This is a genomic window from Aquirufa nivalisilvae (assembly GCF_003143535.1).
Lineage (GTDB): Bacteria > Bacteroidota > Bacteroidia > Cytophagales > Spirosomataceae > Aquirufa > Aquirufa nivalisilvae.
In genome coordinates, this window is sequence record NZ_CP029346.1 from 3094575 (window position 1) to 3116291 (window position 21717).

Annotated in this window: 20 protein-coding genes; 13 read left to right on the forward strand and 7 right to left on the reverse strand. The window is 36.7% G+C overall.

Features of this window, described 5'->3' with window-relative positions:
- Positions 1-54 precede the first annotated feature (54 nt).
- Complete coding sequence (locus HME7025_RS13245; protein ID WP_109324811.1) at positions 55-2289, forward strand: xanthine dehydrogenase family protein molybdopterin-binding subunit; 2235 nt, start codon at positions 55-57, stop codon at positions 2287-2289.
- Between the two features lie 93 nt (positions 2290-2382).
- On the opposite strand, the gene HME7025_RS13250 is transcribed toward HME7025_RS13245, so the two are convergent.
- Positions 2383-2970 (reverse strand): hypothetical protein, encoded by a 588-nt coding sequence (locus HME7025_RS13250; protein ID WP_109324812.1) that lies wholly within the window; start codon positions 2968-2970, stop codon positions 2383-2385.
- A gap of 154 nt (positions 2971-3124) precedes the next feature.
- On the opposite strand from HME7025_RS13250, the gene HME7025_RS13255 reads away from it, so the two are divergent.
- The 6 genes from HME7025_RS13255 (at position 3125) to madM (ending at position 8356) form a co-directional block, all read left to right on the forward strand.
- Complete coding sequence (locus HME7025_RS13255) at positions 3125-3421, forward strand: winged helix-turn-helix transcriptional regulator (RefSeq protein ID WP_109324813.1); 297 nt, start codon at positions 3125-3127, stop codon at positions 3419-3421.
- Positions 3422-3487: 66 nt separating this feature from the next.
- A complete protein-coding gene (locus tag HME7025_RS13260) occupies positions 3488-5062 on the forward strand; it encodes a carboxylesterase/lipase family protein (RefSeq protein WP_109324814.1) in 1575 nt (524 codons plus the stop codon).
- Between the two features lie 461 nt (positions 5063-5523).
- Positions 5524-6729, forward strand: coding sequence for a helix-turn-helix domain-containing protein (locus tag HME7025_RS13270; RefSeq protein WP_109324816.1), 1206 nt, complete (start codon positions 5524-5526; stop codon positions 6727-6729).
- A gap of 58 nt (positions 6730-6787) precedes the next feature.
- Complete coding sequence (locus tag HME7025_RS13275) at positions 6788-7177, forward strand: DUF7793 family protein (protein WP_109324817.1); 390 nt, start codon at positions 6788-6790, stop codon at positions 7175-7177.
- Positions 7178-7241: 64 nt separating this feature from the next.
- Complete coding sequence (madL, locus tag HME7025_RS13280; protein WP_109324818.1) at positions 7242-7601, forward strand: malonate transporter subunit MadL; 360 nt, start codon at positions 7242-7244, stop codon at positions 7599-7601.
- A complete protein-coding gene (gene madM, locus HME7025_RS13285; RefSeq protein WP_109324820.1) occupies positions 7601-8356 on the forward strand; it encodes a malonate transporter subunit MadM in 756 nt (251 codons plus the stop codon). The genes madL and madM overlap by 1 nt, the downstream gene beginning before the upstream one ends.
- Here the strand turns inward: madM and HME7025_RS13290 are convergent.
- From HME7025_RS13290 to HME7025_RS13300, 3 genes are all read right to left on the reverse strand, one after another.
- The gene (locus HME7025_RS13290) at positions 8349-9827 is read right to left on the reverse strand and encodes an acyl-CoA synthetase (protein WP_317046222.1); all 1479 of its coding nucleotides are present in this window, start codon (positions 9825-9827) and stop codon (positions 8349-8351) included. The genes madM and HME7025_RS13290 overlap by 8 nt on opposite strands.
- Positions 9828-9966: 139 nt before the next feature.
- Positions 9967-10818: a DUF6671 family protein gene (locus HME7025_RS13295; protein WP_109324824.1), complete on the reverse strand. Its 852-nt coding sequence runs from the start codon at positions 10816-10818 to the stop codon at positions 9967-9969.
- Positions 10818-11789, reverse strand: coding sequence for a sodium-dependent bicarbonate transport family permease (locus HME7025_RS13300; protein ID WP_317046223.1), 972 nt, complete (start codon positions 11787-11789; stop codon positions 10818-10820). Before HME7025_RS13300 ends, HME7025_RS13295 begins: the two co-directional genes overlap by 1 nt.
- Positions 11790-12057: 268 nt before the next feature.
- Between HME7025_RS13300 and HME7025_RS13305 the strand changes: the two genes are divergently transcribed.
- Both HME7025_RS13305 and HME7025_RS13310 read left to right on the forward strand, forming a co-directional pair.
- Complete coding sequence (locus HME7025_RS13305; protein ID WP_109324825.1) at positions 12058-12969, forward strand: LysR family transcriptional regulator; 912 nt, start codon at positions 12058-12060, stop codon at positions 12967-12969.
- 323 nt (positions 12970-13292) lie between these two features.
- Positions 13293-14168, forward strand: a complete 876-nt coding sequence (locus HME7025_RS13310) for an alpha/beta hydrolase (RefSeq protein WP_109324826.1) — start codon at positions 13293-13295, stop codon at positions 14166-14168.
- Between the two features lie 187 nt (positions 14169-14355).
- Here HME7025_RS13310 and HME7025_RS13315 read toward each other — a convergent pair whose 3' ends face one another.
- A complete protein-coding gene (locus tag HME7025_RS13315) occupies positions 14356-15756 on the reverse strand; it encodes a Gfo/Idh/MocA family protein (RefSeq protein ID WP_109324833.1) in 1401 nt (466 codons plus the stop codon).
- A 21-nt stretch (positions 15757-15777) separates the two neighbouring features.
- Positions 15778-16734 (reverse strand): TolB family protein, encoded by a 957-nt coding sequence (locus HME7025_RS13320; protein WP_109324836.1) that lies wholly within the window; start codon positions 16732-16734, stop codon positions 15778-15780.
- 140 nt (positions 16735-16874) lie between these two features.
- Between HME7025_RS13320 and HME7025_RS13325 the strand changes: the two genes are divergently transcribed.
- The 3 genes from HME7025_RS13325 (at position 16875) to HME7025_RS13335 (ending at position 20297) form a co-directional block, all read left to right on the forward strand.
- Positions 16875-17600, forward strand: coding sequence for an NUDIX hydrolase (locus HME7025_RS13325; RefSeq protein ID WP_109324846.1), 726 nt, complete (start codon positions 16875-16877; stop codon positions 17598-17600).
- Between the two features lie 364 nt (positions 17601-17964).
- Positions 17965-19116, forward strand: coding sequence for an esterase (locus tag HME7025_RS13330; RefSeq protein ID WP_109324847.1), 1152 nt, complete (start codon positions 17965-17967; stop codon positions 19114-19116).
- 32 nt (positions 19117-19148) lie between these two features.
- Complete coding sequence (locus HME7025_RS13335; RefSeq protein ID WP_109324848.1) at positions 19149-20297, forward strand: esterase; 1149 nt, start codon at positions 19149-19151, stop codon at positions 20295-20297.
- 72 nt (positions 20298-20369) lie between these two features.
- Here HME7025_RS13335 and HME7025_RS13340 read toward each other — a convergent pair whose 3' ends face one another.
- Complete coding sequence (locus HME7025_RS13340) at positions 20370-20672, reverse strand: hypothetical protein (RefSeq protein WP_109324849.1); 303 nt, start codon at positions 20670-20672, stop codon at positions 20370-20372.
- 144 nt (positions 20673-20816) lie between these two features.
- Between HME7025_RS13340 and HME7025_RS13345 the strand changes: the two genes are divergently transcribed.
- Entirely contained in the window at positions 20817-21713 is an 897-nt protein-coding gene (locus tag HME7025_RS13345) for a sugar phosphate isomerase/epimerase family protein (RefSeq protein WP_109325494.1), read from the forward strand.
- Positions 21714-21717: the final 4 nt, after the last annotated feature.

A 21717-nucleotide genomic window follows, 5' to 3' on the forward strand; every position in this document is an offset into this window, starting at 1 on the left:
TCATGCATTTTATCTGTATATTTTTGATTCTATAAGATTAATCGCAGCGTAACCATGAAAAAGCAAAGCCACATTTCTCGACGATCTTTTTTGCAATCTGCCGCTCTAAGCGGAGGAGGATTCATGTTAAGTTTTACCTATTTTTCTAGTTTTGCCTCCTCAGGGAAAACTGTCCAAAGTGGAGTAGCTACTCAATATGAGATAAATGGTTTTGTAAAAATTACGTCGGATAATATCATTCAAATCATGTCGCCCAATCCAGAAGGTGGCCAAGGTGTAAAAACATCCATGCCCATGATTGTAGCAGAGGAATTGGATGTGAATTGGAAACAGGTGCAAGTCATTCAAGCGGATTTAGATACCAAACATTTTACTCGACAATACATTGGTGGAAGCCAAGCTATTCATCAAGGCTGGAAACCCCTCCGACAAGCTGGTGCCACAGCCCGCCATTTACTGATGGAAGCTGCTGCCCAACAATGGCAAGTGCCAATCCAAGAAATTAGTACTTCCGCAGGAATGCTATTCCATAAAAAAAGTGGTAAATCCGCTAAATACGGCGATTTGGCAAGTTTAGCAGCTACTCTGACAGTGCCACAAAACATCGCACTGAAAGAAGTAAAAGATTTTTCCATTATTGGTAAATCAAAAACAAACGTTGATTTAAAGAAAATTGTCACGGGAAAACCATTATATGGTATAGATACCCAAGTGAAAGGCATGCTCTATGCCATGATTGTCCATCCTCCAGCCTTTGGTCTGGAACTAAAATCAATCAACGATTCCGAAGCCCGTAAAATGCCCGGCATCAAAGATATTTTCCCGATTAAAATATTCAATGAAGGCTATGAAAAAACCTTTTTTGACACGGCTAGTTTCAACGAAGTCGTGGCTATCGTTGGCAATTCTACTTGGGAAGTCATGCAAGCCAAAAAAGTTTTACAAGTAAACTGGCAAGAAACAAAAGCCTATTCTCAACCTCGAAATATGCTTGGGCGCAAAATAGTGGAAAACGTGCCCGCTGGTCTAGAAAGTACGACTGTTCATGCTGCGAACATGGCCGCTAAAAAAGACCAAGCTGCTACTGTCAGACGCAAAGATGGAGATGTGGAATCCGCATTCAAAAATGCGAACAAAGTCATAGAGAAAACCTATTATGGCCCCTATTTGGCACATAACTGCATGGAGCCTATGAACTTTTTTGCTGATGTGAAGAAGGACTCCGCACAATTAGCTGGGCCACTTCAAAAACCAGAATTAACAGAACAAGCTCTTTCTGCCAGAATAGGTCTTCCTCTCGATAAAATCAATATTCAAATGACCCGACTAGGTGGGGGATTTGGTAAGAGATCTTATGCTCATTGGATGATTGAAGCCGCATTGATTTCTCAAAAAGTACAAGCCCCTGTCAAGCTGTTGTATACTCGTGAGGACGATATGACTTCTGGGGTATATCGCTCTACGTATTCTGTTACCTATAAAGCCGCATTGGATGCTCAAAATAACCTGATCGCCTTTCATGTAAAAGCAGGAGGGATTCCAGAATCTCCATTGTATCCCAATCGCTTTCCAGCTGGGGCTGTAGATCATTATTTAGCAGAAGAATGGACCATTGATTCTAATATCACCGTGGGATCATTTAGAGCTCCGCGCTCCAATTTTATGGCTGCTGCTGAACAATCCTTTTTGGATGAGGTGGCTGAACTAGCAGGAAAAGATCCCATTGATTTTCGTTTGGAACTACTGAAACGTGCCGCCGATAAACCCGTTGGGAAAAACAATGAATATGAACCAGAACGATATGCTGGAGTATTAAAATTAGTTCAAGAAAAATCGAATTGGAAAAACATTAAATCCACAAAGAAGGTAGGCGTTTCAGCCTATTTCTGCCATGATTCTTATGCTGCTAATGTCATTGAAATAAAGATGAAAGATGGTATGCCCGTGATCGAAAAAGTGCATTGCGCTATTGATTGTGGTATTGTCATCAATCCTACAGGGGCACAAAACATGGTAGAAGGAGGCGTTGTGGATGGAATTGGTACAGCCTTGTTCGGGAAAATGACTTTGGAAAAAGGAGTACCAGAGCACAAGAACTTTGATACCTACCGCATGATTCGCATGAATGAAGCTCCTAAAGCCATAGCTGTGCATTTTGTAAAAAATGAAATTGATCCAAGTGGTATGGGTGAACCTGCCTACCCACCTGTATTTGGAGCATTAGCTAATGCTCTATATCGGGCTACGGGTAAGCGGCATTATAGCCAACCATTTATTGATAATTTATAGGTCTTTTTAGATATCATTATTAATGAATGTAAATGTCGAAGGGGATACTTATATAGGCTTACCTATTTGGTATTTCAATCTAATTTACCCCCCCTATAAAGTATATTTTAAACCGACAGTACTTATAAAAAACTGGTCTTTAGGTGTAAAATTGACAAAAGCCTTTGCTTGAAAATGAGTATTAATGTCATACGAAATCGTTTCAGCGACTCCTGTCAGATCCCCTAAATCTAAATAATACATTTGTGTTAAAAAATTCCACTTATTCCTTTGGTAATTCGCATGAACGGAAGAAAATGTTGCTTTAAAATCATTGTTTCTCCCCTTTCCATGTAAAAAAAAGGCTCCCAGCAAAACGTTATTTGCAATAGGGTAAGATAAGGTCAATTCTTGCCCGAAAATACTAGTAACTTGATAGTTTTCAGACACTTGCATAGCCGGAAAATGTAAACCTACTATCGCTTTAAATTTCTGATTAATCAATTTATATCTTGAAATCAAGACAATTCCCGTAGGAGTAATACTCTTCATTCGAACCATGTACATGATGTGCGCAGACAACCGCTTTTTAGGATTAGTACCAGCATTAAGAATAAGATTAGGTTCTCTAGAAGTAAAAGCAGGAATAAAGGAGAATCCCCCTGAACTTACTTCAATACTCCCAGTTTGTGCAGGGGACAAAAATGGGAGGAATATAAGAACAAAAAAAAGTAGCCTATTTTTCATATTGAGAATTGTTGTTGGATAAATATTTCAACAAATTTACATCCATTAGTATACTTTAGTAACTAAAAAAAGTGAATAGTAGTAACCTGTAAGTAACTAGAAATTTTCTATGCGTTTTATCGACAACCCTTATCAATGCCCCGTTACTCGGACCATGTCCATCATTGGGGGAAAATGGAAACCCATCATCATCAATTGCCTTGGTGATAAGTCGATTCGTTTCGGAAAACTCAACCAACTCATGCCGGCAATTTCGAATAAGGTCTTATCCAATGAACTTAAAGAACTGGAAGCTTTAACATTAATTGAGCGAACGGAATTTCAAGAGTTGCCTCCTCGGGTGGAATATAAATTAACAACAGCAGGACAAAGTCTTCTGCCATTAATGCATGAAGTTGCGAAATGAGGAAATTCTCATTTAGCCAAACAATTAGAGACTCAATTACATTAAACCACAAAACCATCCATTCACATGAAAAAATCTGTTCTACTTTCCTTCATTTTCCTAATTGCTTATTTCTTTCAAATACAATCCGCATTTGCCAATGAACCTGTGGGCTTAACCATAAAATTAACATCAGGTTACATTCAGGGGAAATCAGATAAAAGTGGAATTAAGTCATTCAAAGGTATCCCATTTGCGGCTCCACCTGTAGGTAATTTACGCTGGAAAGCTCCTGCGCCTGTCGTGGCTTGGGAAGGAGTAAAGTCATGTCAAGCTTTTGGACCAAGTGCTATTCAAGCGCCACCTGCACCATTTTATATGTGGTCAGAAGAATTTCTGATTCCTAAAGAGCCTATCAATGAAGATTGTTTATACCTCAATGTATGGACAAATGCGAAAAAAACGACAGATAAAAAGCCCGTAATCGTTTGGATTCATGGGGGAGGTTTTTCTTCAGGAGGGGCATCTGTTCCTATTTATGATGGTGAAAAATTAGCCGCCAAAGGTGTTGTCTATGTGAGCATCAATTACCGTGTGGGTATTTTTGGCTTTTTTGCACATCCAGAATTAAGTAAGGAATCTCCTATGCATGCTTCAGGTAATTACGGATTATTAGATCAAATCGCAGCTTTACAATGGGTAAAATCCAACATTGCAAAATTTGGAGGAGATCCCAACAATGTGACCATTGCAGGCCAATCCGCTGGTTCTATGGCTGTCGTTAGTTTAATTGCATCGCCGTTGGCCAAAGGGCTTTTTCAAAAAGCCATCGCTGAAAGTGGTGCAGGCTTATTGCCTAGAAATCCTTTGGTATCAAAACAAGCTTTAGTAGGTCTTAAAGAATCCGAAGAACAAGGTAAAAAAGCGATGGAATCCATAGGCTTGCAAAACTTGGATGAAATGAGGGCCGTTCCAGCCGAAGAATTGCGAAAAAAAGCTTCCATGAGAAGTGGAGTAATTGTGGATGGGTATTTTTTACCTGAAAGTATCGAAGTTATTTTTAATCAGAAAAAACAAAATAAAGTCCATTTACTGACCGGATGGAATGAAGATGAAGGTCTCGTAATGGGACCTTATAAAAAGGCTGATGCATTCAAATCCGATATAGAAAAACAATATGGAAAATATGCATCCGAATTGTTAAAACACTATCCTGCCACCAATGATTCCCTTGCTGTCAATTCTCAAAATAGACTTTCTAGAGACTTAGTTTTTGGGGCACCGAATTTTATACTTGCCAATCTGCATAGTGATCAAGGCCATCCCGTATATGTATATCGTTTTACACGTGTAGTTCCAGCATATGGAGAATACAAAAAGTTCAAAGCCTTTCATACGGGAGAGGTTACTTATGCATTGAATACACTTCATTTGGTCAATCGTCCTTGGGAAAAAGAAGATTGGGGATTAGCCAATACCATGTCAACTTATTGGATCAATTTTGCCAAGTCTGGAAATCCCAATGTAAAAGGTTTACCAGATTGGCCAGCATTTAATTCTAAATCCTTAGAAATCCTTCAATTAGATAAACAGGTTGAGAAACGTAAAATCCCAGATGCAGCTAGTTTGAAATTCTTTTATCAACAGATATACTTGAACTAAAGTACTCCGAAATAATTGTCAATCTCCATAAACCAAAAACCCTTCAGCCATCAGCCAAAGGATTTCCAAACCTGTGTTCTATAAATTAAAATATGCTTTTGATGAAGGTGGGTATTAGATTCTTTAATTTCTTTTAGTTTGTTGATTTTGTGTAACCTGGTTAGGTATGTTAAAATAAACGCACAAATTTGATACAAATGAGTCCAAAGAAAAACTTTGGACTGTTCAATTTTGAGGATTTTGAACAAATTAAGGCCTTTTTTGGCCAATATGATAAAAATGGATTAGTGAAAAAAATAAAATGTTTACACTTGTTTTTCCATAAATTTTCAACTAGAAAACAAAGTCCTTGTAAAGAAAAAAACATATACATCCTTTTGAAAAATAGACTTAATACTTCAGCATTCATTACCAAAGAGAAAAATATATTTAGAAATTTGAAATTTCCATTTTAACCATAAATGTCCGATTATCAATTATTTTTATTTATTGTAATTGCTTCAACCATTGGCTTCATTGTCAGTATGATTTTGTGGTTTGGACAAAGTATATCCAACTTAGGTTCCAAACTGCTTGCCGGTATACTGTTATGCTTGGTCATCACTGCTTTAGGAAATACCCTAGCGTTTACAGGTTTTTATATTCAATACCCAGACTATTTTAAGGTATTTAATATGTTGACTTTTTGTATTGGTCCATTAACGTATTTGTATATACGAACTGTGCTCAACCAATCCTATCGTCTTTTCAAAAAAGATATTTTACTTTTCATTCCTGCCTTCAGTTACCAAATTCACCGACTATCCTACGACTTACTTCCATATCAAGAGAAAGTAAATATTGTTAAAAAAGCATTAGTAAATAGAATGGAGTTTGTCAATGAGTCAGAAGGTTTATTTCCTCCAGGTTGGGTAGCCATATATCGCGTAACGGTCTTATTAGTGAGTATCTTAGCTGCATTTTATTTACTTATAAATTGGCATAAAAAAATTTACACCAAAGGCCATCAAATTGAAAGAAACAAGCAGATTTACAAATTCCTTTGGGTAGCCATCACGCTATTGTTTTCAGGAACAATTATTGTATTCATTTTTACCTTTATACAGGTTTTCTCAGGACATTTTATTGCCCGATTAATCGTTTTTAGTGTGGCTTTGGAAATTTTATTAATCTGCGCTTATTTATTTGCTCAACCCAAAATTCTCTATGGAATGATCGGCTGGATACAATTAAGCGAACCTCTTAGATCTATTGAAAATACGACTACAAACGGCAAGGAAGAAGAGGGAGAATCAGAAGAAGAAGTAACTTATGTCAGCTACCATAATGGGAAAAACATATTGACATCCATAGAAAATCATTTCCTTCAAAATCATCCATTTACGACTATAGGCTATTGCCTATCTGATTTATCAAAGGAAATCAATGTTCCTGTCTATTTAGTTTCTGCTGTTATCAATCAGGAATTTGATAAAAATTTCAATGAATTTATCAATGATGCCCGATTTGAATACTTAAATGTCATGCGTCAAAATGATCCTAATTTTGATAAGTACTCCATTGAATATATTGGAACGGCCTTAGGATTTGGCTCTAGAACATCCTTTATTACTGCAGTCAAAAAGAGAACAGGTTTATTGCCTAAAGAGTATTTATCAAGCATATAAATTCTTTGTCATTTTGATTGTCGAAAAAGGAATATATATTGAGTTTTATTCTTTTCTCATGATACATATTTCACAAAATATAGAAATCATATTTGGTAAAATTGCCGACTATTGGATTGAAGATGGAATACTTTTTTCCCGCTCAAAACCTGTGAAAAGAACTGTTTCTCTCATTCAAGAAAATATTGCCTTAGTGAAAGAAATTACCCAAAATAAGCCCATTCCACTATTGATTTATCTTTGTAAATCCCCTATACCAGACAAAGCCACACGTCAATATTCCAAAGAGCAATTATCTAGCGTTTACAGTGCCATGGCCATGGTTTCAGAACCAGGTTTATCACAATTAATTATGAAAATGGTTTTCCAGTTCCAAAAACCTCCCATCCCTATGAAAAGCTTCAGCAATGAGCTAGATGCCAAAAATTGGTTACAACAATTCAAATAAGCACAAACATTTACTTATCGGTCATCCAAGAATTTATTATCTTCGTTTTTAAGCCCTCGTGATTATGCTCATTTATGGATTAGGATTACTTGCATTTAGTTACATAGCTGGTCAATTATTTGGTGATTTTTTAGGTGAATTAATTGGCGTGCAAGCCAATGTAGGAGGTGTGGGTTTTGCCATGTTATTATTGGTTCTTCTCCATAATTATTTTCAAAAAAAGCAATGGGTCAAAGCCAACTTTGACGAAGGAATTGGATTTTGGAGTAATATGTATGTTCCTGTCATCGTAGCGATGTCGGCTAGTCAAAATGCCTTACTTGCTTTCAATAAAGGAGTGCTCCCCATTGTAGCTGGTACACTCATTGTTATCATCGGCTTTTTGCTCGTTCCCATCATTTCAAAAATTAAAACCACTCCTTGATGAATATTATTTCCTTTTTTGAGAAAAATGGTATGATCACCAGTTTTCTCATCATAGCTCTGATTATGTTAGTCGCTGAGCAAATTTCAACCCGACTTTTACGTAAAAAAATACCTGGCTCTGCCATTGCTATATTATTAGGTTTAATACTTGCCTATTATGGGGGCTTATTAACTGGTGGAGAAAAAGGAATTGCCGATTTAGCTTTTTTCAGCGGTTTTAAATTGGTAGGCGGCTCCATGTTTCGCGACTTCTGTATCGTGTCCACGGCCTTAGGTGTAAGCTTCCCAGTCATGTTACAAGCTGGTAAAGCAGGTATCATTTCCTTAGTACTTGGCTTAGTGGTATCTTTTGTGGTGGGAATCTGTGTGGGTTTAGCTTTTGGATATCATGATGCAGAAAGCCTAGCAACCATTGGAGCTGGAACCTTAACCTTCATCGTTGGTCCTGTAACGGGTTCCGCCTTGGGGGCTAGTTCGGATGTGATTGCATTAAGTGTGGCTACAGGTGTTGTAAAAGCGATCGTCGTTACCATTTTTACCCCATTAATTGCAGCAAAAATAAAATTAGACAATCCACATTCGGCTATGGTTTTTGGTGGGATTATGGGAACTACCAGCGGTGTAGCGGCTGGTTTAGCTGCCACAGATCAAAAACTTGTTCCCTATGGTGCACTGACAGCCACTTTTTATACTGGCTTAGGCTGTTTGCTTTGCCCAAGCGTCTTTTATTTAGCTTTAAAGGCCCTTATGTAAATAATACTTTTAAGTCGTTTTTCGTCACCTTACCCATCGCATTACGAGGCAATTCTGAAAGAAATAAATACTTTCTCGGAACTCGATAAGCAGGCATTTTACTCCGCATAAAAGTATTCAATTCGTCTGAACTTGTATTTGATTTTAAAACCACCACGGCAGCTACTATTTCACCCCATTCTTCATCAGGCAAACCTACTACAGAGCAATCTTCTACAGATGAATGAGTTCTTAATACCTCTTCAATTTCCAATGCAGATAATTTATACCCTCCGGATTTAATGATATCCGTAGAGTTTCTACCTAAGATCCGATAATAGCCGTCCACTAATTCTGCGACATCTCCCGTCTTAAACCAACCGTCTTCGGTAAATGCTTCTTTGGTGGCAACTGCTTTTCCCCAATATTCCTTAAAGACTGTTGGTCCTTTTATTTGAATTTCTCCAGCTTCATTCTGAATAGGTTTATTGGCTTCATCAACTAACCTTACTTGTACACTAGGAAGAGGCATTCCTACATGTCCTGCCTTTCGTTCACCTTCATAAGGATTACTGATTGCCATGCCTATCTCTGTCATGCCATACCTTTCTAATAAACGCTGTCCACTCAATGTCTCCCATTTCTCCATCACTGAAACAGGTAATGCTGCCGATCCCGATATCATCAATCGAAAAGCTTGCATACATGTTTTTAATTCTTGTCTTTTTATCTCATCCAATGATTCCAAATAAGCAATCAGCTTGAAATAGATGGTTGGAACAGCCATGAATACGTTCAATGCCCCTTGATTAAACCGAGCAAAGATTTCTTCAGCAGAAAACTGTGCTAAAAATTCAACCTTCCCGCCCACGTATAAAGTAGCCGAAATAACATTGATAATACCATGAATATGATGCAATGGCAAGACACATAAAGTGTGATCATTGGCCGAATACTTCCATGCTTCTACCAAAGATTTTATTTGGCTTTCAATACATAAATGTGTACTCAATACTCCTTTAGGTAAACTAGTGGTACCACTCGTATACAATATCATAGCCCCTCGATCCAACTGTACTTCAGGTAATGAAATAGGATTTGATTGAGGCATTTCTTCCCAAACAATCAGTCGAACTCCTGCCTCTCGACAAAAGTCTGAGAGTAAGGAGGTAAAGTTAGCTGAACAGATGAAAGTCTTGGCTCCTGTATCTTGAAGGATGTATTTGATTGATTCCAAAGGATGGGCTAGTGCTACCGGTACCGCAATCCCTCCTGCTAACCAAATTCCCCATTGAGAAGAAACATAGGAAAATCCTGGCTCCACCATATAGGCTACAGGAGATTGATTCAGGTCAGATTGATTTCCGAGCAATATTCCTGCTACATTTTCAGCATGGTTAATGAGTCTTGAATAACTATATGATTGAGTACCTGACAACAAAGCTGTAGATTCTCCAAATTTTTGAGCGTTCTTTTGAAAATATAACATCATCTTGGTTAGATTGGCCATTTATTATTATTGAATCAAAGAGATTCAATAGGTTTAAAATTAGAATAATTTTGCCAATATGCCCAAAGGAAAATGAAGGGAAGTTCTATTCACCCAATGGTATTATAATAAATACTGATTTTTAAGGATTACAGTAATCGCAATACATGGGATCTTCCAAATAGTTGGCTGATGGGTAAGGTTTTTCCTGCTCAAAGAAACATTTTTGACATCGATAAATAACTTTCAAAATAGATTGAGTGGGGAGAAAACATTGGGAACATAAAAGTCCTCGCTGTACTTCCATGACCGAAAAACCAGGAAATGCACAATGTGGACAAAGAGAATTCATTTTATCCATTAACTGATATGTGAGTTTTTCAATCTGCTCCATTCGAGTCGGATTATTCATTGCTCGCATATCTGTCTCCAATATGCAGGAGCCATAACTTTTCAAGAATTTATCTACTAACTCAAATAGTCTACTTGCTTCGTTAATTCCTTTCTCCATATGGGCAAAATCTTCCCTACTTTTTTTAATGATTAATGCATGACTGGGAAATTTAACTTGCTCTAAAAATGGAGGTAATTCATGTATAGCCTTAACCTCTTTCCAGTTAAAATTGGTCTCCGTACTGGTAACTTGTACGGAGATCTCTATTTCATTTTTACGATCCATGAACATCAGTAATTCTGTACCTGCAGGAACGAACATAAGCTGAGGATGAGCACCAAATGACCCTTCAGAGGATAAGGCCACATCCACGCCGTGAATTTCCATCGCCATTTGACACTTCTCTCTCGCAGCCTGGATGTGACTAACATTTCTTTCTATCTCCCCAGAAAAGGTGCCCAGTAAATCTGTGTCGATTTGATTACTGGCGAAGTATTGAAACCCAAATTCCTTGTGAAGTAGTGGGCCTATTACCTCCTCTTTTCGGTGTTTAGTGGCAATAATCAAAGGCTTCCCTTGATAATAGGCTTTCCAATTCACTACTGAACCAATTGAAAAAAGATAGGCATGCCAATGGTGATATTAAAGGGAAACGTTACCCCTAAAGCCATCGGAATATATATGCCAGGATCTGCTTTAGGTGCCACCATACGCATGGCAGCAGGAACGGCTATGTAGGATGCACTCGCAGCCAGAATGGCAAATATGAGTCGATTCCCCACATTATCAGTTATAAAGTGACTCAAATAAGCCACCAAAGAGCCATTAAATAAGGGAAGCAATATGGCAAATAATAAAATGAAATAACCTTGCTGCTTAAATGCCGCAATCCTACTGGCTGCAACCATCCCCATATCTAATAAAAAGATGGCTAAAAATCCTTTGAAGATGTCAGATGTGAAATGCTTAATTCCTGCCGTTTGATTGGAGTCGGAAACAAATCCAATTAGCAAACTACCCAATATCATTAGTACACTTCCATTAGTTAAGGAGTGTCTTAATGTTTTTTTCCAGTCAAACCTTTCTTTCTTATCTTCTTGTTTTTCAGAAGGGAATAAGCTCATCATTAAGAGTCCCATAATAATCGCAGGAAACTCCATAGAAGCCATAACGGCGACCATTTCACCACCAAACTTTAAATGATTCATTTCCAAAAATGCGACGGCCGTTACAAATGTCACGGCACTAACGGAACCATAAGATGCTGCTATAGCACCAGAATCATACGAATTTAGCTTGGTTCTTAGAATAAAAAAGGAATATATCGGGATGATACTAGCTAAGCCGAAACCAAAAGCTAAACTTTTGACGATTTCGCCTGTTAGACCTGCGGCAGCTAATTCGGTGCCGCCATTAAAGCCAATTGAAAATAAAAGATAAAGAGCGATAAAACTTTTAGAAGCAGCAGGGACTTCTAAATCGCTTTTGAAAAATTTGGCCAACATGCCCAATATGAAAAAGAGTAAGGTTGGATTTGTTAAGTTAAAAATGAGAAGTTCAAAATTGATCATGGATTTTGGGTGCTTAAACGGGTTCTTGTAAAATTCTAAGTAGGTTCAATTCTATAAAAATGGCACTTGCAATACTCAGTTTATCGAATGCCGGGTCGTCACCAATTTTTATTAGATAGAATAGAATTGCAATGGAAATAAGATGAAGGAGAATAGATGGTAGTTTTTTTGTATTCATGGGGGGCTGTTAAAAATCTGGGCGCAAAGTAAATTCTAAAAATCCATTAATATTTATTTAAATTTATAATGTTATACATAAACAAAACTTATGAACTATACCCTAAATCAGTTGCAAATTTTTGTCAAAGTGGCCCAAACTAAGAGTATAACTCGGGCATCTGAGGAGTTAAACTTGACCCAACCAGCGGTGTCCATTCAGATTAAAAATTTTCAATCTCAATTTGAACTACCTTTAATTGAGATTGTAGGGAAAAAGGTCTATTTGACAGATTTTGGCAAAGAAATCGCCACTTCAGCAGAAGAAATCATTGAGCAAGTTTATGCCATCAATTACAAAATGCGGGCATTTCAGGGACAGCTTTTCGGACGTTTAAAAATCTCGATTGTTTCTACAGGAAAATATGTAATCCCTTATTTTTTAACTGATTTTTTGAAAGAAAATCAAGGGGTAGAATTGTCTATGGATGTAACCAATAGAGGCAAAGTCATTGAAAGTTTAAAGAATAATGAAGTTGATTTCAGTTTAGTTTCACTTCCAATTGATGGAGATCAATATGATTACATGGACTTACTAAGTAATGAATTATTCTTGGTTGGAAATCCGGAACTAGTAGCCCAAAATCCAGCATTTAATCAAAATCAATTACCTTCCAATCTTCCCATCATATTTAGGGAACCTGGTTCAGGAACACGCATGACAATGGAGTCATTTTTAGAGAATCAAGAAATTCATGTGGTGAAAAAAATTGAATTGATGTCCAATGAAGCTGTAAAACAAGCTGTTATAGCCGGACTTGGTTATTCCATCATGCCCATCATTGGCATAAAGAATGAGTTACAAAATGGGTCATTGGTTATTATACCTCAAAAGGGATTACCCATTACCACCCAATGGAAATTGGTTTGGAACCATGGTAAAAAACACTCTCCAGTAGCGAAGGCATTTTTACAATATGTCATGGAACACAAAGACCGAATTAGTCAGAAATATTTTAAGTAAAAAAGCCACACACAAAGTGCATGGCTTTTCCAGATTATTTTTCATTAAATAAACCAATCACTATTTTCTATTACACTGAATACTAGTCAATTGGCCTGCAATAATAAAAACTGGTATATTAAAATGAAAATTAAAATTTGTTAAGTAAATCATTAAAAATTTAAATGGTTAAATGCCATTTGAAACCGTTTATTGAATGGAAAGTAAAATAAATTAAATGATGGATGTTTTTCTTGAATTTTTTTCAAATATTGCTGAAATATCAAATTCAAAATCCGTTTAATAAACCATTGTAGTATCTAAAACCATATAAATAAAACTTAATGAAACTTCTCCGTATCCTTATTATTCTTTTATGTTTATGCCCTTTATTTACAGCTTTCTCAGCTCAAGTAGATAGCCTAAATGTTCCAAGTAAAATCATGAATAAAGCCTATAAGGCTGCCATTGTTTTACCATCTAGCTATACTAAATCAAAAATTTCTTTTCCGGTACTCTATTTATTACACGGAGGTGGTGGACATTTTAGTGATTGGTTAAAGCTGACTCCAGACAAATCCTTAGTTCAAAATTTATCCGATCAATATCAGGTGATTGTCGTAATGCCTGAAGGGGAAACATTTGGTTGGTATTTAGATAGCCCATTCGATCCAGCTAGTCAATTTGAAAGTTATATCATCAAAGAGGTAATACCTACTATTGACCGAACTTATCGGACTGTAAATAGCTCCAAAGGACGAGTTATTACGGGATTATCTATGGGTGGACATGGTGCAATGTACCTTTCCACTAAACATCCAGATATATTCAGTGCTGCAGGCTCCATGAGTGGTGCTTTAGATATGAATTTTACCAAATTTCGCGTTAATGAATCATTCGCCAAATCATTACAAGATCGCTTCACAAAACTTTTAGGAACAGCTGATACTTCTAAGAATATATTTGTAAATAATTCGGTAGTTAACATGACTGAAATTATTAAAAAGAATGGCTTACCAATCATCATAGACTGTGGAGTCGATGATTTTCTTGTTGATGTGAATCGCGAATTACACCGACGTTTAGTATACAATAATACTCCCCATGAATATACTGAAAGACCAGGGGCTCATACTTGGGAGTATTGGCAGAATTCTTTACCTAGTCATTTCTTATTCTTCCAAAAAGTATTTAAATCAAACGGTGTAGCTGTTCAATAATCCTGCGGAATTTACTTCCTAAATTGATTATAGTATAGCGTTTTCTACCGCGGTATAAATCATACCACACCCTATCTTTTTTGCCATACTATGCAACGCGAAATAGGTTTTAATGAGCCTTCTATAAAATCAAAAAATTCACCTAATTTGGGTGAATTTTTTGATCATTATTAAAATAGAAAACGGTTTATTTCAGCTTCATTTTTACAGGATCCCATTGAATAATTTTCTTGCTTAAAAAACTTTCATTGCATGACAATGCAGGTGCTGCAGCTCTGAATCCAAATTCAGCATCTTCCACGACTGGTTTCCCCGTCCGGATAGAATCGAAGAAATTAGTAAAGTGGTCCAAATGATCATCATAACCAACTGGTGCTTTAAATATTATATCCTCTTTTACTTTTCTTCTTCGTTGATCTGGAGTCCATTTTGCATCATAATCTTTTTGCATTTCCTCTTGCATGCTTTTGGAGAATGTAAATAATGAATCATAGCCCCCAAACCCCGGTGCTTCAGGCATTAGGCTATGTTTCAGTGTAATGTTATTTCCGCTCACTTCTATCACCCCTTCTGAACCAATTAAGCGAATTATCTCTTGTCCTCCGGTACCACTAATAAAATTAACTTGCAAAGTCATTAAAAATGCCGCATGGTCTTTGTTTTTAGGATATTGCAAAACGCCTGACATTACATCAGGCAAGTTTCTCCCGTCCTTCCAATAGCTAAATTGACCCGTACTATAAATGCTTTCAGGGCCTTTGGAATTGGTCATAAAATGTGTTCCACTCAATAAGTGAATAAATAAGTCGCCAGCTACTCCAGTTCCCACCTCTTTAAAAGCTCTCCACCAAAAGAATTTCTTGGCATCAAAGGCCATCTTCTCAGTAGCTTCGATAAATTTATCCCAATTCGTAGTTAAAGCACTCGCATCCTTAGGTATGGTATATTCCCAAGCACCAATAGAGCTTTGTCGATCATAAACAGCATTCACCATATTGAGCTCGCCGATCTCTCCAGCGGCTACTAATTCTTTGGCTTTTGCATAACCGATACTACTCACACGTTGGCTACCTACTTGCAATACTTTCCCTGATTTTTTTGCAGCTTCCATGACTGGATAACCTTCACTAATTTTATAAACCATGGGCTTCTCACAATAGACATGTTTTCCTTTAGCTAAAGCATCCAACGTTATTCTAGCATGCCAAACATCCGTAGTGCAAATTAATACGGCATCAATATCCTTTCTGTCTAATAAATCTTTGTAATTATTGGTGGTAAATAATTCCTTCCCAAATTGCTCTTTTGCGTTTTCAAGTCTACCATTATATAAATCACAAATACCAGCCAATTCAACTCCAGGTACTTTCAGTGCAGTTCTTAAATCAAAATGTCCTTGAACTCCATATCCAATGACTCCAATTCTTATTTTATCGTTGGAAGTAATTTTCTTTTCATAAGTCAAAATCCGCTCCTCTGCCTTAGCACTAACTCCTAAAGTGGCAATAGATGGTGTAGAAGCCAACAAGCTTGTAGCTCCGATTTGTTGAAGAAATTTTCTTCTTGAATTTGCATTTTCGTTTTTCATACTTTTAGATCAAAGGTTTTATTATTTAACGGAATAACTAACAAACGCAATTTTTTGACTGTCTGGACTCCAAGAAGGAACATTAATGGTTCCCTGGCCTCCAAAAAATACTGGCGTAATATCTTTCATTTCCTTTGTTTGTACATTCATCAATCGAAGTTTTACTTGCTTTCCAAAAAGATGTCGCTGCTTTTCATCAGAAGTATAAGCAATATAAACAATCCATTTATTGTCTGGCGATGGATGTGCAAACCAATTTGAATTATTGTCGAAAGTTAATTGCTCGGGATTCGATCCATCAGCTAACATTCTCCAAATTTGCATATTTCCTGTTCGATATGAATTAAAGTAAATGTATTTCCCATCAGGTGAATAATCAGGTCCATCATCTAAGCCTTCCGATGCCGTAAGTCTTGTTTCCTTCCCTCCATTTATACCAATTGAATAAATATCATAGTTTCCATTTCGCTCTCCACAATAGACCAAGGTTTTTCCATCTGGCGACCATCCATGCCAAAATGACATCACTTCTGAAGTAATTCGTCGGGGAGTTCCTCCATTTATAGGCAATACATAAATCGCAGACTTATAAGACTTAGGAGAAGGATCATTTTTATCATTATGACTGATCACTAACCATTTTTTATCTGGTGATATCCCATGGTCATTATTACAAGCAGTAGCAAAACCTGTACTAATTTCTGACATCTGACGTGTTTTCAAATCAAAGCGATACAATTTACCATAGCTGTTCATAATCAAATAATTATCTGGGTGCCAATTCGGTGCTTCAACATGCGATTTGATGGATTTCAAGGTGTCTAATTTACCTGTTTTAATATCAATCGTATGAATGAAACTAGTGGTATCAGCCATGATACTGGCCTTTGATTGAAAACTTAGCACTTGGATAGCTAGTACAATTAATACCGTTCTTATTCGCCTATGAATAAGTTGAAAGCGTTGTAAAAGATTCATGATGTTATATTTTGGTTCGACCAAATATAGAAGAATTTTTTATTATCTAAAAAATAGATAATAAAAAATACAAGAAAGTTTTTCCTCTGAAATTATTGATTTATCTTACTTTCGTATTATCCAATTGGGAATCGCCTCACATGAAAGAATTTAATTTAGAACAATATTTACCCCATTTATCCATTGACTGTGTCATATTTGGCTATGAAGGAAAGGAATTAAAAATTCTAATTTCAAAATCAAAATTCGGAGATAACCTTTGGGCTTTGCCTGGTGGTTACATCAAAAAGACGGAAAGCATCGACAATGCAGCAAGTAGGATTTTATTTGAAAGGACTGATTTAAAAAACATCTATTTAGAACAGTTTAGAGTTTTTGGAAGTGAGACAAGGATTATTCAAAGTAGTTTTAATGAAACCATGAGAGCTGGTTATCGGCAATATGATTCCAATAGGTTTACAGATGAGGTTATTTCTTGGTTAACAGATCGATTTGTATGTATAGGTTACTATGCCTTAGTTGATATCCAAAAAGTAACCACTCAAACAGGTGAGTTTGATGAACTATTGGAATGGCGAAATATTCATGATCTACCAGTCATGATGCATGACCACAATGACATTGTTCTTGAAGCTTTAACTGCACTACGACTTAACTTAGATTCTAAATTAATTGGTTTTAACCTTCTGCCAGAAGTCTTCACCATGAGGGAAATTCAAGAGCTCTATGAAGCAGTATATGAACGAAGCTTTGCTATTAATAATTTCCAAAAGAAAATACTTGATTTAAAGGTATTGGAAAGATTAGAAAAAAAATTTACAGGTGCTCAAAACAAGGCTCCATATTTGTATCGTTTTGCCAAATAAACATACTTTAATTTCTATATTTTCGATTAGGTAATAGTAACATATTTCGACCCATCCCCAGGTACCTCCTTCTGTTCGACATCAAATCACCTTCCATTTCTCGATCTATACGATTTATATATCAACAACCTCCCTTTCCTGCTTAGTTGGAAATTTGTAATCTCCATTTAATTCCATTTAGATAGAGGAAACCAACATTCTCCTGAGAATAAGAGGTTAAATTAGAATCTACAATTAACAAAGAATTGGTTATTTCGAGAATTTCACTGTTTTCGTCGCAATTTTTATCATGCGACCAAAATTATCTGTAAATTAAAAATCCTATAATTACATGTTTAAGCAACATTTTCAATAACCGTATGCTATGAAAACAAAATCCTCCTTTTCATTTTCTTTAGTGCTGCTAGGTATAATACTCTTTTCGGTCATTACATCTCAAGCCCAAGAAATAGCCAATTTTAGAAGAGTAGCCATTGTATCTCCGGAAATAGGGGAAAAGACCGTCACCTTTCGGATATCTGCCCCAAAAGCCAAACTTGTTCGCCTATTTGGTTCTTGGATGAAGAGTTCTGATTCATCAACAAACATGTTGAAGGATTCCCTAGGCACTTGGTCTGTAAGTATTACAAAACCCAATGCCGAATTATATACCTATCATTTCATCGTGGACGGAATGAATGTCAATGATGTAAATAACATCTTTTTGCAACGAGATGGCGTTCGATATTTAAGTGTTCTACTGGTGCCAGGTGAACAAACAGCTACTTATTCTGAGGCAAATCAACGGGGTAACTTAAAAAAAGTATGGTATGAATCTCCTACCATTGGTAGCAATCGACATATGTATGTTTATACTCCATATGGGTATGAAAATTCCAATCAAAATTATCCAGTTCTTTATTTACTTCACGGTGGCGGTGGAGATGAAGATGCTTGGAGTACTATGGGTAGAGCCGTTCAAATTCTTGATAATTTGATTGAAAAGAAATTAGCTGTTCCCATGATATGTGTGATGCCCAATGGAAACCCTGGTCAACAGGCTGCTAAAACTTCATTGATGGAAGAAAAAGTCTATGATCGGAATGACCCAAAATTTCAAAATTTATACATCACAAGTATCGTAAAGGATATCATTCCCTATGTAGAAACTAATTTTAGAGCTATTCCAAATGCCGACTCAAGAGCCGTAGCCGGACTATCCATGGGTGGAGGACATACGATTAGCGTCACCAACGAATTCCCTGGTACTTTCAATTACATTTGTCCACTTAGTATTGGCGTTCGGACTATCACTCCAGAATTTGAAGCAAAACTTCAAGGAGTAAAAAAAGCTGGATATAAATTATATTGGTTTGCCTGCGGAAGTGATGATTTCTTATGGGAAATGGCCAAAAGCACAGAAGCGGCCTTAACTAAAAATGGATTACCACATACCTTTTATGTTTCACCTGGTGGTCATACTTGGGCTAACTGGAGAATCTATTTAAAGACATTTGGACAACTACTTTTCAAATAAGAGAATCATCACTTGATTAAAAAATTGATCACATGACAAAGAAACATCTATTTTCAATTCTTTTCGTCCTTTTAGCATGGGGTTCTTATGCTCAAGAATTAGCCAATTTTGCTGGACAAAAACCGATTATTTCTCCTGAAATTAAAGATCAGGAAGTCTTTTTTAGGATTTCAAATCCTTATGCCGATACCGTTAAACTTTACGGCTCTTGGATGGAAAAACCCACTCAATCTGTTTTGATGAAAAAAGATAAAACTGGACTTTGGACCGTCAGCATTTCAAAACCCAGCTCAGAACTTTATACCTATCATTTTATCGTCGATGGAATTACTGTAACAGATCCCAATAACGTTCTTATGCAGCGTGACGGAACCCGCTATTTAAGTGTATTGCTTATTCCAGGAGAATTGAGTGCCAACTATTTTGAAGCCAATAAGCGAGGGAACCTGTCGCAGGTTTGGTATGACTCTCCAACCATAGGAGTAAACCGAAGAATGTTTGTATATACCCCATTTGGATACGAATCAAGCAAAGAGAAATATCCTGTACTTTACCTATTGCATGGAGCAGGAGGAGATGAAGATGCTTGGAGTACGATGGGTCGCACCCGTCAAATTATGGACAATTTAATTGAGAAAGGTTTAGCTAAACCGATGTTGGTTGTCATGCCTAATGGAAACCCCGGCCAACAAGCAGCTAAAACTTCCATGTTACCCGAAAAAACCTTTGATAGAAATGATCCTAAATTTGCCGACTTATATGTCAATAGTATCATCAAAGATATCGTTCCTTACATTGAAAAAAACTTTAAGGTGATTGCCAACCCTAAATCAAGAGCCATTGCTGGTCTTTCCATGGGAGCTGGACATACCATCCGAGTTACCAATTTGAATCCTGGATTTTTTAGCTATATCTGCCCACTAAGCAATGGCATTAGAATAGCGGATGAAAAAGCAAAAGCAGATTACAATTTACAATTTCAAAACCTGAAAAAAGCGGGTTATAAATTGTATTTCTTGGCTTGTGGAGATTCCGATTTTTTAATTGAGCCTGCTAGACTTTTGGATAAAACTTTGACAGAAAATGGTCTTAAACATTCGTTTTTTGTTAATTCTGGAGGCCATACTTGGTCTAATTGGAGAATTTACTTAAACAATTTTGCTCCTTTGCTCTTTAAATAAACCTAGGTTTCATTCCAATAAAAAGGCCTCAAACTAAATGCTTGAGGCCTTTTTTGTATCATGATGCATCCATTATTTTTTTTCATTCTTTAAAAAATACGAAATCAGTTCTTCCCACTCCGCATCCAAAGAAACATGGGGACGGCTTTTTTTAGCACGAGTATACCAATAATCGGCATTCCATAAGTCGCCCTCTTTTCGATGTAAATAGGCATGAACCCAGGCAGATTCTCTGTCATTTAACTGGTCCACTTGGGCATGTGCCTTATCCCAGTCTCCTTTAGCATCATACCAAAGACTCTGTAAGATGAGATTAAAATTGGTTGGAGGAGAAGAAAGCTTTAACGTTTCTCTAAATGATGTAATGTCATTCATAACTTATATTCCGTTTACAAATTCAATTTAAAACAAAAATTTGATCAAATCTGATTCGCATGCTTCGTTCTGATACATGATGTCATTCCATGGCAGGGAATAACAATAATTTTATTACTTTCAATGTCATATCAAGGGAAACAAATGAAAAACCGACGTGATTTTTTAAAACAGAGCTCGGGGCTTTTGGGCTTATCAGCCTTGCGTTTTATTACCCCGCCTAAAGCACTTTTATCTTTTTCAACTTTGGGCTGTCCAGCATGGAATTTTTCACAGATCATTCAACATGCTACAGAAAACCACTATTCAGGAATTGAAATTAGAGGCATTAAGGGAGATTTAGATCTGCCTGCTAATTCTATATTTTCCCCGACGAATATTTCATCGACTAAGAGGCAAGTCGAAGATGTAGGTTTGAAAATTGTTAATTTAGGTTCGTCTGCCAACATGCATTTTTTAGACCCTAAAAAGAGGCAAAGTAATTTGGATGAGGCAAAAAAATTCATTGAGCTTGCCAGCCATTTATCTTGCCCATTCATTCGTGTATTTCCTAACGACCTTCCTAAAGATCAACCTGAGAATGATACTGTCAATGTCATCATTCAATCATTGATTGAGTTGGGGGAATTTGCAAAATCTTCAGGGGTAAAAGTCTTATTGGAATCCCATGGAAAAGTAATAAAAAGCGACATGCTTCTTCATATTATGGAAGCAACAAATCATCCTCAAGTAGGTCTAGTTTGGGATTTCTTTAATATGTGGTCCATCACAAAAGAACCTCCCGCTCAAGTGTACGCTGTATTGAAAAAATATATCTTTCACACGCACATTAAGGACGCCATCGTTTCCGATATGGGGGAAAAATATACCCTTCTTGGACAAGGAAATGCCCCTGTAAAGGAGGCTCTTCATGCTTTAAAAGCGGGAGGCTATACCGGTTATTATAGTTTTGAATGGGAAAAACTTTGGCATCCAGAGATACAGGAGCCTGAAATAGCCATTCCACATTTTTCAAAAAACTTTTCCTCTTATTGGAAGTAAAAAA

Bases quoted from the DNA above. Each gene is read 5' to 3' on its own strand.
- HME7025_RS13245 (WP_109324811.1), top strand. From the start codon at position 55: ATGAAAAAGCAAAGCCACATTTCTCGACGATCTTTTTTGCAATCTGCC.
- HME7025_RS13255 (WP_109324813.1), top strand. From the start codon at position 3,125: ATGCGTTTTATCGACAACCCTTATCAATGCCCCGTTACTCGGACCATG.
- HME7025_RS13260 (WP_109324814.1), top strand. From the start codon at position 3,488: ATGAAAAAATCTGTTCTACTTTCCTTCATTTTCCTAATTGCTTATTTC.
- HME7025_RS13270 (WP_109324816.1), top strand. From the start codon at position 5,524: ATGTCCGATTATCAATTATTTTTATTTATTGTAATTGCTTCAACCATT.
- HME7025_RS13275 (WP_109324817.1), top strand. From the start codon at position 6,788: ATGATACATATTTCACAAAATATAGAAATCATATTTGGTAAAATTGCC.
- madL (WP_109324818.1), top strand. From the start codon at position 7,242: ATGCTCATTTATGGATTAGGATTACTTGCATTTAGTTACATAGCTGGT.
- madM (WP_109324820.1), top strand. From the start codon at position 7,601: ATGAATATTATTTCCTTTTTTGAGAAAAATGGTATGATCACCAGTTTT.
- HME7025_RS13290 (WP_317046222.1), bottom strand. From the start codon at position 9,827: ATGATGTTATATTTTCAAAAGAACGCTCAAAAATTTGGAGAATCTACA.
- HME7025_RS13300 (WP_317046223.1), bottom strand. From the start codon at position 11,789: ATGATCAATTTTGAACTTCTCATTTTTAACTTAACAAATCCAACCTTA.
- HME7025_RS13305 (WP_109324825.1), top strand. From the start codon at position 12,058: ATGAACTATACCCTAAATCAGTTGCAAATTTTTGTCAAAGTGGCCCAA.
- HME7025_RS13310 (WP_109324826.1), top strand. From the start codon at position 13,293: ATGAAACTTCTCCGTATCCTTATTATTCTTTTATGTTTATGCCCTTTA.
- HME7025_RS13315 (WP_109324833.1), bottom strand. From the start codon at position 15,756: ATGAAAAACGAAAATGCAAATTCAAGAAGAAAATTTCTTCAACAAATC.
- HME7025_RS13320 (WP_109324836.1), bottom strand. From the start codon at position 16,734: ATGAATCTTTTACAACGCTTTCAACTTATTCATAGGCGAATAAGAACG.
- HME7025_RS13325 (WP_109324846.1), top strand. From the start codon at position 16,875: ATGAAAGAATTTAATTTAGAACAATATTTACCCCATTTATCCATTGAC.
- HME7025_RS13330 (WP_109324847.1), top strand. From the start codon at position 17,965: ATGAAAACAAAATCCTCCTTTTCATTTTCTTTAGTGCTGCTAGGTATA.
- HME7025_RS13335 (WP_109324848.1), top strand. From the start codon at position 19,149: ATGACAAAGAAACATCTATTTTCAATTCTTTTCGTCCTTTTAGCATGG.
- HME7025_RS13340 (WP_109324849.1), bottom strand. From the start codon at position 20,672: ATGAATGACATTACATCATTTAGAGAAACGTTAAAGCTTTCTTCTCCT.
- HME7025_RS13345 (WP_109325494.1), top strand. From the start codon at position 20,817: ATGAAAAACCGACGTGATTTTTTAAAACAGAGCTCGGGGCTTTTGGGC.